This window comes from Pseudomonas sp. efr-133-TYG-23 (assembly GCF_030209215.1).
Classification (GTDB): Bacteria; Pseudomonadota; Gammaproteobacteria; order Pseudomonadales; family Pseudomonadaceae; genus Aquipseudomonas; species Aquipseudomonas rhodesiae.
In genome coordinates, this window is sequence record NZ_JARVSL010000015.1 from 49337 (window position 1) to 61527 (window position 12191).

The window sequence follows — 12191 nt, forward strand, 5'->3', positions numbered from 1 at the left end:
TCCCATGACGCTGTCCAGTGGGCTGATCGCCACCGTCGCCCTGGCCTATATGGCCATTATGTTTGCCATCGCTTTCTACGGCGACCGTCGCCATGCGCCACTGCCGCCGCGCATGCGTGCCTGGGTGTACAGTCTTTCGCTGGCGGTTTACTGCACCAGTTGGACCTTCTTCGGCGCTGTCGGCCAAGCTGCCGAACAGTTGTGGGCATTTATACCGATCTACCTGGGACCGGTGCTGTTGCTGGTACTGGCACCTTGGGTCCTGCAAAAGATGGTACTGATCAGCAAGCAGGAAAACATCACTTCCATCGCCGACTTTATCGCCGCGCGGTATGGCAAATCCCAATCCCTGGCGGTGGTGGTGGCGTTGATCTGCCTGGTGGGCGTGCTGCCGTATATCGCCCTGCAGCTCAAAGGCATTGTGCTGGGGGTCAACCTGTTGATCGGCGCCGGGGCCGACACCACCGGCACGCGCGCTCAGGACACCGCGCTGATCGTGTCGCTGGTACTGGCGTTGTTCACCATCGTGTTTGGTACGCGCAACCTCGATGCCACCGAACACCATCGCGGCATGGTGTTGGCCATTGCCTTTGAGTCCCTGGTCAAGCTGTTCGCTTTTCTCGCGGTGGGTGCGTTCGTGACCTACGGCCTGTACGACGGTTTCGGCGACCTGCTCGACCAAGCGATGCTCACCCCTCGCCTGGAGGAATACTGGCAAGAGACCGTTAACTGGCCATCCATGGTAGTGCAGACCGGGGTGGCCATGATGGCGATCATCTGCCTGCCCCGGCAGTTTCATGTGACCGTGGTGGAAAATATCGAGCCTCAGGACCTGCGCCTGGCCAAGTGGGTGTTTCCGGCCTATCTGGTGCTGGCCGCGCTGTTTGTGATCCCCATTGCCCTCGGCGGCAAGATGCTGCTGCCGGCATCGGTGCTGCCGGACTCTTACGTGATCAGCCTGCCCATGGCCGAAGCCCATCCAGCGCTGGCGGTACTGGCGTTTATCGGTGGCGCGTCGGCGGCTACCGGCATGGTGATCGTGGCGAGCATCGCGTTATCCACCATGGTGTCCAACGACATGTTGCTGCCATGGCTGTTGCGCCGCTCCAGCGCCGAGCGGCCGTTCGAGGTGTTCCGCCACTGGATGCTGTCGGTGCGTCGGGTGAGCATCGTGATCATCCTGTTGCTGGCGTACGTCAGTTACCGCCTGCTGGGCTCCACGGCGAGCCTGGCGACCATCGGCCAGATCGCCTTCGCCGCCGTGACCCAATTGGCGCCGGCGATGCTCGGCGCGCTGTATTGGAAGCAGGCAAACCGGCGCGGAGTGTTTGCCGGTCTCGCCGCAGGCACGTTCCTGTGGTTCTACACCTTGGTCCTACCGGTTACCGCGAAAAGTCTGGGATGGTCGCTAAGCCTGTTCCCAGGGCTGACGTGGATGCATTCCCACCCGCTGGGGCTGTCCGTGACTTCGCTGACCCTGGGCACGGTGTTCTCCCTGGCGGGCAACTTCACGCTGTTCGTGTGGGTGTCGATGCTGTCGCGCACAAGGGTGTCCGAGCACTGGCAAGCCGGGCGCTTTATCGGCCAGGAAATCAGCCAACGCGCCAGCGCCCGTTCGATGCTGTCGGTGCAGATCAACGACCTGCTCAGCCTGGCCGCGCGTTTTGTGGGTGAAGAGCGCGCGCAGCAAAGCTTTATCCGTTTTGCCTATCGCCAGGGCAAAGGCTTCAACCCCAACCAGAATGCCGACAACGACTGGATCGCCCACACCGAACGCCTGCTGGCCGGCGTGCTCGGCGCTTCTTCGACGCGCGCGGTGGTAAAAGCCGCAATTGAAGGTCGGGACATGCAACTGGAGGACGTAGTACGCATCGCCGACGAAGCCTCGGAAGTGCTGCAGTTCAACCGCGCCTTGCTGCAAGGCGCCATCGAGAACATCACCCAGGGCATCAGCGTGGTGGACCAGTCTCTCAAACTGGTGGCCTGGAACCGGCGTTATCTGGAGTTGTTCAATTACCCGGAGGGGCTGATCAGCGTGGGCCGGCCGATTGCCGACATCATCCGGTACAACGCCGAGCGTGGCCTGTGCGGGCCCGGCGAAGCCGAGGTGCATGTGGCGCGGCGCCTGCACTGGATGCGCCAGGGCCGTGCGCACACGTCCGAGCGCTTGTTTCCCAATGGCCGCGTGATCGAACTGATCGGCAACCCGATGCCTGGCGGTGGCTTTGTCATGAGCTTCACTGACATCACCGCGTTCCGTGAAGCCGAACAGGCCCTGACCGAGGCCAACGAGGGCCTGGAACAACGGGTTACCGAACGCACCCATGAACTGTCGCAGCTTAACCTGGCCCTCACCGACGCCAAGAGCGTGGCCGAAACCGCCAGCCAGTCGAAAACCCGCTTTCTGGCGGCGGTCAGCCATGACTTGATGCAGCCGTTGAACGCCGCGCGCCTGTTCTCCGCCGCCCTCTCCCACCAAAGCGACGGACTCTCCGACGAGGCACGGCAATTGGTGCAGCATCTGGACAGTTCGCTGCGCTCGGCCGAAGACCTGATAAGCGATCTGCTTGACATTTCTCGCCTGGAAAACGGCAAGATCAACCCGCAACGCCAGCCGTTCGCTCTCAACGAGCTGTTCGACACCCTGGGCGCCGAATTCAAGGCCCTGGCCCAGGAGCAAGGCTTGCGCTTCCGCCTGCGCGGCAGCCGTTTACGGGTGGACAGCGACATCAAGTTGCTAAGGCGCATCTTGCAGAATTTTCTCACCAATGCCTTCCGTTATGCCGACGGCCCGGTGCTGCTCGGCGTAAGGCGTCGCGGGGGCGAACTCTGCCTGGAAGTGTGGGACCGCGGCCCCGGTATCCCGCCGGATAAGCAAAAGGTGATCTTCGAAGAGTTCAAACGCCTGGACAGCCACCAGACCCGCGCGGAAAAGGGCCTGGGCCTGGGCTTGGCGATTGCCGACGGCCTATGCCGCGTGCTGGGTCACCGCCTGAGTGTGCGCTCATGGCCCGGCAAGGGCAGCGTGTTCAGCGTGAGTGTGCCGCTGGCGCGCAACCAGGCCAGCTCGCAACCCAAGCCAGCACAGGAAAACGGCTTGCCCCTCAGCGGCGCGCAGGTGCTGTGCGTGGATAACGAAGAGAGCATCCTGATCGGCATGCGCAGCCTATTAACCCGTTGGGGCTGCGAAGTGTGGACGGCCAGGGATCAAGCTGAATGCGCGGCGCTGCTGGCCGAGGGGGTACGCCCACAACTGGCGCTGGTGGATTACCACCTGGACCATGGCGAAACCGGCACGGAATTGATGGGCTGGCTGCGCACGCAGTTGGCCGAACCGATTCCCGGCGTAGTCATCAGCGCCGACGGGCGCCCGGAGAGCGTGGCCGAAGTGCATGCGGCGGGCTTGGATTATTTGGCCAAACCCGTCAAGCCGGCGGCGTTGCGGGCGCTGTTGAGTCGGCATCTGCCGTTGTAGGGCAAGTGTGTGCGGGGCGATTATTCAGGCAGATGCGCCATGCCGTCCGCATCGGTCATCGCCCGCTCCAACAGATCCGCCGGCAGGCTTTTGCTGGCACGCGCCCCGAGCAATCGGAGCTGCTCGGTGCGGCTGACCAGGTTGCCGCGTCCATCTGTCAGCTTGTTTCGCGCGGCGCTGTAAGCTTTATCCAATTGCTGTAGACGGTTGCCCACTTCATCCAGGTCTTGGATAAACAGCACGAACTTGTCGTACAACCAGCCAGCACGTTCGGCGATTTCACGGGCGTTCTGGCTTTGGCGCTCCTGCTTCCACAGGCTGTCGATCACCCGCAGCGTGGCCAATAACGTGGTGGGGCTGACGATGACGATATGCCGGTCGAAGGCCTCCTGAAACAGGTTCGGCTCAGCCTGCAGCGCGGCGGAAAAAGCCGCTTCGATCGGCACGAACAACAACACGAAATCCAGACTGTGCAGACCTTCCAGGCGCTTGTAGTCTTTGCTGGCCAAGCCTTTGACGTGATTGCGCAGGGACAGCACATGCTGTTTCAACGCCGCCTGGCCGATCACCTGATCTTCGGCCGCGACGAACTGCTGGTACGCGGTCAGGCTGACCTTGGAATCCACCACCACTTGCTTGTCACCGGGCAGCATGATCAGCACATCCGGTTGGAAGCGCTCGCCGTCCGGGCCTTTGAGGCTGACCTGGGTTTGGTATTCGCGGCCTTTCTCCAGGCCCGCGTGCTCCAGCACCCGCTCAAGAATCAGTTCGCCCCAGTTGCCCTGGGTTTTCTGGCCCTTCAGCGCACGGGTCAGGTTGGTGGCTTCGTCCGATAGACGTAGGTTCAGTTGCTGCAGGCGTTCGAGCTCCTTGGCCAGAGAGAAACGCTCGCGCGCTTCGTTCTGATAGCTTTCTTCCACACGTTTTTCGAAGGACTGAATGCGCTCTTTCAGCGGATCGAGCAACTGGCCCAGGCGTTCCTGGCTGGTCTCGGCGAAACGCTGCTCACGCTCATCGAAGATCTTGCCGGCCAACTCGGCGAACTGCGCACGCAACTCATCGCGCGAGCCCTGCAGATCGGCCAAGCGTTGCTGATGGCTGTCCTGTTGCTCGCGCAGTTCAGCGCTCAGCGCGGCCGCCAACGCATCGAGACGACGCAATTCGGCCTCCTTGGCGCTGCGGTCGAGGTTCCAGGCGTGGGCGGCATCGCGGGCATTGTCGCGGTCGATCTGCAACAGTTCGACTTCGCGGCGCAGCGCCGCCAGATCGGCCTGCTTGGCGGTGTTGGCCTGGCTCAGGTCGCTGATTTCATCGCGACTGGCATCCAGTTGCGCGGCGAGACCTTCCTGGGCCAACTGCGCGTTGGCCAAGCGTTCTTCGAGCACTTCCCAGCCGGCCATACGCGCGCTCAGTCGCCGCTGAAGCTGCCAGCACACTGCCAACAGCGGCACTGCGGCGCCTGCAAGGCCCAGGGCAATACTGGTCCAGTCAAAAGCCATCGCCATGTCTGCCATCACCGAAAAAGAGCAAGGTTAACCAAGCACAGGGTCAGAGGACAGCTCAGTCTTCGACCTGGCGCAATTCGCGCTGGGCCCGCACGTCGCCGGCACGGGCCGCCTGGCGCAGCAGATCATGGCCGATGCGACGGTCGCGGGCATTGCCGCACTCGCGGCACATCAATTGACCCAGACGGCTCTGAGCAGCGACTACACCTTCCCGGGCAGGCTGCTTGAGCAAGCGCCCGGCGAAATGTTTGACATTGGCGCTGTGCCCCAGGCGTGGGCTGTCGAGCAGCCACAGCGCGACTTTCAAGGAAAAACGCTTGGGTGCGGTAACAGTTTGGAGGGTATCGGTAACAGCAGGTGATACTGAGCGAAACTTCATAAAGCACTGTGGGACAGAACGGAAGGCGCGCCACTCTACTCTTTTTTTCGCACAGGTAAAGCTGAAAAAACCGTGCACGCCCGTGCTAGAGCAAGCGCTTGGGACAATCCACAGAAGCTGTGGATAACTCAGTGGACAACCCGCCCTCAACTGGCGCAAAGCCCCATGGAACGGGGCTCGCAGTCAAACTGACGATTTTTTCACCAATAAAAAAAAGCCAGATTTTTCATTGACTTAAATTTCCATTGCAGGCAAATGGCGGCTTTTGGCAGAAGTTGACAGCTTGGTTACACATGCCGCAACTAATGTGCACAAGTACCCAGGTGCCGGTTATATCGCCGAGACTTTTTAAGCGACAAGCGTCAGAAATGTTACCGCCCTATCCCATTAAGGACTTTTCAAATCCTCCCAGGCTGTCCACACTGCCGGACCTGCAATGCAACGCTGGGTGGGTCGATGAAGGGAATGCTGTTGTTCGCTGTGTTGTTACTGGCCATCTGCGCCATCTCCCTGGGCATCAATGCCGCCTTACCTTCTCCAGACGGAGCCTTGTTTGCCATCGCCATTCTGCTGTCAGCCACGTTCACTGCGGTTAGTTTGTGCATTGAGCTGGGAGATGGACGCATCAACGACATGAGCGACCTGGTTACGGTGGTAGAAACCGGCCAATCCTTGCGTCTGACCCTGGCCGCCTACGCGTTGGGCTGCTCCTTGGCGGCGGCCGCCACGGTGCTGGTCTATCGCGGCCTGCTTGGAGGCTGACTGATTTTTTTGGCGAACACACTTCCCTTACCTGTTTCAATCCGTTACTATCCGCGGCGTTAGTACCAAGCTGAAAGTCAATTCTGGTCGAACAAATCCCCTGAAAACACGGGATCGACCACCTCGATGGTTTCCAGGTATCACTTGCGACGACACCGCCTTTGAACAAGCAAAGGGTGCCGCGAAGTCTCAATACTCTGACCGAACCAACCTGCAAATTGATCAGGATCTTCACCCCGGGCCCAGAACCTTTGCCCTTGTCGTGTTGCCTGCCCTCCTAAGTACCTACCTGCCAGCCCAAGCGCGCCTTATTGAATAGCGCTTCAAACTGGCTGCTTTGTTCCAGTCGGGTTCTTCGTTTGATCAATGGTGATCAACGTCACTGGAACGTTTTAACGTTGCACGGTTCTTAACCGTGTCATTTGTAGGAACACCAATAATATGTCCACTCAAATCCATACTCAGGATGCCATTCGCACCCTTACCAACGCTTTTGCTCCAATGAACTGCCTGATCATGGCCGCTCGCAAAGGCTGCTTCAGCTTCACCCTGGTCAACGAACATGGCATCGCCCGTCATAGCGAACGCCTGTACCCCGATCAATACTCCAGCGCAGAACCGCTGCAGGCCGTGATCGAGCGTACCCGCCAGGCACTGGTTGCCTGATCGACCCGAGTCGCTGAAACACAAAAAACCCTGTTTAACCCACAGGGTTTTTTATTGCCCGAAATAAATGTTCTACCGATTTCGGTTAAGTTCAATTAGATATAAACGATATAACTAAATGAATAAGATGTTTTAAAAACAGTCCTTTACATCACGAATATGACACTACACTTCAACTCAAGCGGCATGATCCGCTTCCGGCGAGCCTGAGATCCGATCCACCGCTGCCAAGCCCCACTGTCTCAGGTCTCGCCTACCCTTTTTTATGGATTGAGACGCTTATGGGTATCGCTGCCAGCGAATTGTGTCGATATGTGATCCGGCCGACCTTGATGTACCTCGGCCGTCACGACCCGAACGCGGAGTCCCTGCTGCTGGGTATCGCTGCCAGCCAATCCGAATTGGGCTCTGCGTTGCATGATCGGCGCGGTCATGGCCTATACAGCATCACTGAACCGTGCCATCGCACCCTGTGGGACACCTACCTGGCGCTGGACCCGGACCGGGCCAGCCTGGTGCGCGGCTTGGCCAGCCAGCACGCGTTTCTCAGCGCTCCTCAGCTTGAACTCACCGTCAACCTGCGTTACGCCACTGCCATCGCTTGGCTTCTGGTGGAACAACATGCCGCCGCCCTGCCACCGCCCGGCGATGTTTTAGGCATGGCGCGCATCTGGAAAGAAATATTTCATCCTCAAGGGAGACTGCGAGATTTCACCCAAGCCTGGCAAACCTGTGTTTCGCCCAAGAAACACATGGCCTGTTGACCGGGCAATTTGCAAGATTCGGCAAAAAACGCGAATTTTGGTCGGATTGTCCTACAAAACCGCTCTATCTCCAGCATTACAGCCTGTAGCGCGTTGTGTAATTTATTGATACTTTCCGCAGCGGTGATCACCACGGAGTTCTAATAATGAAAAAAGTAATGCTCAAGACCACACTTAGCCTCGCCGTTGCCATGGCCTCCTCCCAACTGTTCGCAAGCGGTTTCGCACTCAACGAACAGAGTGTCAGCGGGATGGGTACGGGTTTCGCAGGTCGCTCGTCCACTGCCGATGATGCAAGCACTGTTTACGGCAACCCTGCCGGTATGGCTCGCCTGAATGGCCAGCAAATCACTGGCGGCGTAGCAGCCATTGATGCCTCCACCGATATCAGCGACGTCAGCGGCCGCTCTCGCGGCAGCAACAAAGGCGATATGGTGCCTTTTACTGCCGTGCCTTTCGGTTTCTACACCAATAAACTCAACGACCAGTGGGCTGTCGGTTTTGGCGTGTACGCACCGTTTGGCCTGGTGACCGACTACGAGAAAGGCTTCCAGGGCCGTAGCTTCGGCAGCAACAGCGAAGTGAAAGTCATCACTTTCCAACCGACTGTCAGCTACGCCTTCAATGATCGCGTTTCGGTCGGTTTCGGCCCGACCATCAACCGCATCGCCGGTACCCTGGAATCGGACCTGTCGTTCAACCCAGCGGCGCCAGACACCAACATCAAGATCAAAGGTGATGACACCGCGCTGGGCTTCAACGTCGGCGTACTGGTACAAGCCACCGACACCACTCGCGTGGGCCTGACCTACCACTCCAAAGTCAGCTACAAGCTGGACGGCCACACTGAGGTGAGCGCACCCGCCGCTACTTCGGGCCTGTTGCGTAGCAACCGCTACGACGCGTCCCTGAAGATCGACACCCCTGAGTCCTACGACCTGTCGGTGACTCAGGACCTGACCGACGCCTGGAAACTTTATGCCGGTGCCACCTGGACCCGCTGGAGCCGCCTGAAAGACATCACAGTCAAGAACGAAGGCGTCGTGGGTGGCGCAACGGGCGGCGCGCTGGCCCCCGCTCTGGTCGGCACCATCAAAGAAGAACAGAACTGGCACGATACCTGGGCCTACGCCCTGGGCACGTCGTATCAGTTGACCAAGCAGGTGGTACTGCGTACCGGCTTGACGTTCGACCAGTCGCCGACCAACAACACTGACCGTTCGCCGCGTATTCCTACCGGTGATCGCACCATCTTCAGCCTGGGCCTGGGTTACGAGGTCATGCCAAACATGACGGTCGACGTGGCCTACTCCTACCTGAAGGAAGAAGACGTCAAGATTGCGCGCTCCAACCAATTGGCCAGCTACAACGCCAAGTACGAAAACAGCGCCAATGGTTTCGGCCTGGGCATGACCTATCGCTTCTGATTTCACCGAGGCGTAAAAAAGCCCCGCTCTCCTGCAAAGGAGGCGGGGCTTTTCAATGGGTGTCGATCAGGGTTTGGAGGCCAGCGCCTGCTCCACCGCCTCGATCAGATCCGGACTGTCCGGCTTGGTCAGGCTGGAAAAATCGGCAATGACTTTGCCCTGACGGTCAACCACGTACTTGTAGAAATTCCACTTCGGCGCATTGCTCTGCTGCGCCAGCACTTTGAACAAATGCACCGCGTCCGGGCCTTTGACCTTCTGCGGTTCGGTCATGGTGAAGGTCACGCCGTAGTTGACGTAGCAGACCTTGGCCGTCTCTTCGCCGGTCTTGGCTTCCTGCTTGAAATCATCGGAGGGCACGCCGATCACTTCCAAGCCCTGGTCCTTGTAGCGTTGGTACAGTGCCTCAAGACCTTTGAACTGCGGGGCGAAACCACAGAAGCTCGCGGTATTGACGATCACCAGCGGCTTGCCGACAAAGCGCTGGCACAGATCGATGGTCTCCTTGGCGCGCAACTTCGGCAATTGCCCCTCCAGCAAGGGTGGGCAGTCGGCGGCCATCGCCACACCGCCAAAGGCCGCCATCAGCACGGGTACTGCAAACCAGCGCATCTGCATGGGGAAATATCCTTTTAAGAATTCAGGGATCGAACTTAACAGATCGACATGCCCAGTTGCATCAATGCCAGACCGCCGCGCTGCCAACCCCACCAGGCCAGCGCCAGCAGCAGCGCCGTGGCTGCTGCGCCGCCGAGCCAATACCAGGTCGAACTCATGCCACCTCCATCTGCGCCTGCAAACGCGCCACCGGCCGCTCGCGCACCGGCCAATTCAGGGCCGCGGCGAGCAGGCTCAATAGAATTGCCATCTGCCAGATCAAATCGTAGTTGCCGGTTCGATCATAGACCACCCCGCCCAACCACCCACCGAGGAATGAACCGAGTTGGTGGAACAGAAATACGATGCCACCGAGCATGGACAGGTTTCGTACACCAAACAGCGTCGCGACGGTGCCGTTGGTCAGCGGCACGGTGGACAGCCATAAGAAGCCCATGGCCATGCCGAACAGGTACGCCGACATCTCTGTGACCGGCGCCCACAGAAACAGAACGATCACCACCGCCCGCAGCAGGTACAAAGCCGTCAGCAGGCGCGGCTTGGACATGCGCCCGCCAAGCCAACCGGCGGTATAGGTGCCGAAAATATTGAACAGACCAATCAGCGCCAGCACCGTGGTGCCGACGGTTGCCGGCAGGTGCTGGTCCACCAGATAGGCCGGCAGGTGCACGCCGATAAATACCACTTGGAAACCGCACACAAAAAACCCAAAGGCCAGCAACCAGAACCCGGAGTGAGCGCAGGCTTCCTTGAGCGCTTCACCCAGGGTCTGCTGGCCGGCCATGACCGGCAGCGGCCGATCCTTGAGCATGCTGACCAGCGGCAGAATCAACGCCACCATCAAGCCCAGCGCCAACAATGCGGCGGACCAGCCCAACCAACCGATCAGGCCCAAGGTGCCCGGAACCATGGCGAACTGGCCGAACGACCCGGCAGCGCTGGCGATGCCCATGGCCATGCTGCGTTTTTCCGGAGCCACGGCGCGGCCCACCACCCCCAGGATCACCGAGAATGAAGTGCCCGACAGGCCCATTCCGATCAGCAAGCCCGCGCTTAACGACAGCGACCACGCTGAATCGGACATGCCCATCAGCACCAGGCCCGCCGCGTATAAAACACCGCCGACAAACACCGCTTTGGTGGCGCCGAAGCGGTCCGCCAACGCGCCGGTGAACGGCTGCGCCAGGCCCCAGATCAGGTTCTGCAAGGCGATGGCAAAGGCGAAGGTTTCACGGCCCCAGCCGAATTCGGTACTCATCGGCGCGAGAAACAGGCCGAACCCGTGCCGCACGCCCAACGATAACGCCAGGATCAGCGCACTCCCCAAAAGAACCCAGCCACTGGTGCGCCACATCGAGGTCATTTCTTATTCTCCGTTCGCGGGTATATACCCGCTTATCATCGAACAAACCCGCGTTCAGGCGAGTTCATCCAGCAAGGCCAACAGGGTTTCACGTTTTTGCGCGCCCAATTTATCGATCAGTTTCCGCTGTGCCGCTTCCCAGGCCGGCAACGCGGCGGCCAGGCGTGCTTCACCGGTTGCGGTGAGCTGCACCAGGCGATTGCGCAAATCATCGCCTTCCACCAGTTTGACCAGCCCTTCACCCTCCAGCACCCGTAGGTTGCGGCCCAGGGTACTGCGATCCAGCCCCATCGCATCGGCCAGGCTGGAGATACTCGGTTGATCCAGGCGTTGCAGGTTGCTCAACAAAGAATACTGGGCAACGTTGATCCCGAAGCCATCGAGGGCGCCGTCGTAATGCCTGCTGACGCCACGGGCGGCACGTCGCAGGTTGGTGCATAAACATTGGGAGGCAAGCATGGAACGTGTATATACCCGCGATTGAGCAAATGCAAGAAAGTGTTACAGCGCCAAGCCGACCAATACCACGACTTCCAGCAGCTCCAGCAGCGCACCGGCGGTGTCGCCGGTGGTGCCGCCGAGGCGATTGATCATCAATTGGCGCAGGCCTACAAAGGCGATAGCCGCCAGCAGCACCGCAACCCCGCCGCCGAACCCACCGATTAGCAGGCACGCCAGACCGCTGAGGATCAGCACCTGCTGCCCCACAGCCCTTGGTAAATGCTCCGACAATGCCTGACCCAAGCCGCCGGCACGCACATAACGCGTACTCAGGAACAACGCGAGCATCGACGCCCGGCCGATCAACGGCGCGAGGATCAATGCCGCGGTGTTGTGCTGTTCGATCAAGGCAACCAACGCGCTGAATTTGAGCAGCAACACCAGGCCCAACGTCACCACGGCAATCGGCCCACTGCGCGGATCTTTCATGATAGTGAGGGTGCGTTCGCGATCACCGAAGCCACCCAGCCAGGCGTCAGCGCTGTCCGCCAGACCGTCCAGGTGCAAGCCGCCGCTGAGCAAGACCCAGGCCGTCAGCAGCAGCGCCGCGTGCAGCAGCAACGGCGCGCCCGTCAATGCGATACTCAGCCCCCACAACAGCACACCGAACACCCCACCGACCGCCGGGTAAAACAGTAACGAGCGTCCCATTTCCTGCGGCTGCGGCATGCCTGGCAGGCGAATCGGCAGGCTGCTCAGAAATTGCAAGGCGATCCAGAACGGCAACATCG

The 12191-nt window shown here is 59.9% G+C and carries 12 protein-coding genes; 5 read left to right on the forward strand and 7 right to left on the reverse strand.

Going from position 1 to position 12191, the window contains the following annotated elements:
- The first annotated feature begins 4 nt into the window (after nucleotides 1-4).
- Complete coding sequence (locus QRN41_RS10015; RefSeq protein ID WP_167416903.1) at nucleotides 5-3475, forward strand: hybrid sensor histidine kinase/response regulator; 3471 nt, start codon at nucleotides 5-7, stop codon at nucleotides 3473-3475.
- A 20-nt stretch (nucleotides 3476-3495) separates the two neighbouring features.
- On the opposite strand, the gene QRN41_RS10020 is transcribed toward QRN41_RS10015, so the two are convergent.
- Nucleotides 3496-4860: a DNA recombination protein RmuC gene (locus QRN41_RS10020; protein WP_285421554.1), complete on the reverse strand. Its 1365-nt coding sequence runs from the start codon at nucleotides 4858-4860 to the stop codon at nucleotides 3496-3498.
- A 175-nt stretch (nucleotides 4861-5035) separates the two neighbouring features.
- Nucleotides 5036-5359: an SEL1-like repeat protein gene (locus tag QRN41_RS10025; protein WP_034099557.1), complete on the reverse strand. Its 324-nt coding sequence runs from the start codon at nucleotides 5357-5359 to the stop codon at nucleotides 5036-5038.
- A gap of 456 nt (nucleotides 5360-5815) precedes the next feature.
- Here QRN41_RS10025 and QRN41_RS10030 point away from each other — a divergent pair, with 456 nt between their 5' ends.
- From QRN41_RS10030 to QRN41_RS10045, 4 genes are all read left to right on the forward strand, one after another.
- Complete coding sequence (locus QRN41_RS10030) at nucleotides 5816-6121, forward strand: hypothetical protein (protein ID WP_034099558.1); 306 nt, start codon at nucleotides 5816-5818, stop codon at nucleotides 6119-6121.
- A 441-nt stretch (nucleotides 6122-6562) separates the two neighbouring features.
- The gene (locus QRN41_RS10035; RefSeq protein WP_007898912.1) at nucleotides 6563-6787 is read left to right on the forward strand and encodes a hypothetical protein; all 225 of its coding nucleotides are present in this window, start codon (nucleotides 6563-6565) and stop codon (nucleotides 6785-6787) included.
- Nucleotides 6788-7068: 281 nt separating this feature from the next.
- Nucleotides 7069-7551, forward strand: a complete 483-nt coding sequence (locus tag QRN41_RS10040; protein WP_034099561.1) for a hypothetical protein — start codon at nucleotides 7069-7071, stop codon at nucleotides 7549-7551.
- A gap of 146 nt (nucleotides 7552-7697) precedes the next feature.
- Nucleotides 7698-8978, forward strand: coding sequence for an OmpP1/FadL family transporter (locus tag QRN41_RS10045; RefSeq protein WP_034138873.1), 1281 nt, complete (start codon nucleotides 7698-7700; stop codon nucleotides 8976-8978).
- Nucleotides 8979-9044: 66 nt separating this feature from the next.
- Here the strand turns inward: QRN41_RS10045 and QRN41_RS10050 are convergent, their stop codons facing one another.
- Genes QRN41_RS10050 through QRN41_RS10070 form a run of 5 tightly spaced genes read right to left on the reverse strand, consistent with a single transcriptional unit; the run spans nucleotide 9045 to nucleotide 12189 of the window.
- Nucleotides 9045-9596 (reverse strand): glutathione peroxidase, encoded by a 552-nt coding sequence (locus QRN41_RS10050; RefSeq protein WP_285421505.1) that lies wholly within the window; start codon nucleotides 9594-9596, stop codon nucleotides 9045-9047.
- Nucleotides 9597-9631: 35 nt separating this feature from the next.
- A complete protein-coding gene (locus QRN41_RS10055) occupies nucleotides 9632-9754 on the reverse strand; it encodes a hypothetical protein (protein ID WP_259743746.1) in 123 nt (40 codons plus the stop codon).
- Nucleotides 9751-10959, reverse strand: coding sequence for an MFS transporter (locus QRN41_RS10060; RefSeq protein ID WP_034138874.1), 1209 nt, complete (start codon nucleotides 10957-10959; stop codon nucleotides 9751-9753). The genes QRN41_RS10055 and QRN41_RS10060 overlap by 4 nt, the downstream gene beginning before the upstream one ends.
- Nucleotides 10960-11013: 54 nt before the next feature.
- Nucleotides 11014-11418, reverse strand: coding sequence for a MarR family winged helix-turn-helix transcriptional regulator (locus tag QRN41_RS10065; protein ID WP_034138875.1), 405 nt, complete (start codon nucleotides 11416-11418; stop codon nucleotides 11014-11016).
- Nucleotides 11419-11460: 42 nt separating this feature from the next.
- On the reverse strand, nucleotides 11461-12189 hold the full coding sequence (locus QRN41_RS10070; RefSeq protein WP_034138876.1) for an adenosylcobinamide-GDP ribazoletransferase: 729 nt from the start codon (nucleotides 12187-12189) through the stop codon (nucleotides 11461-11463).
- Nucleotides 12190-12191 lie beyond the last annotated feature (2 nt).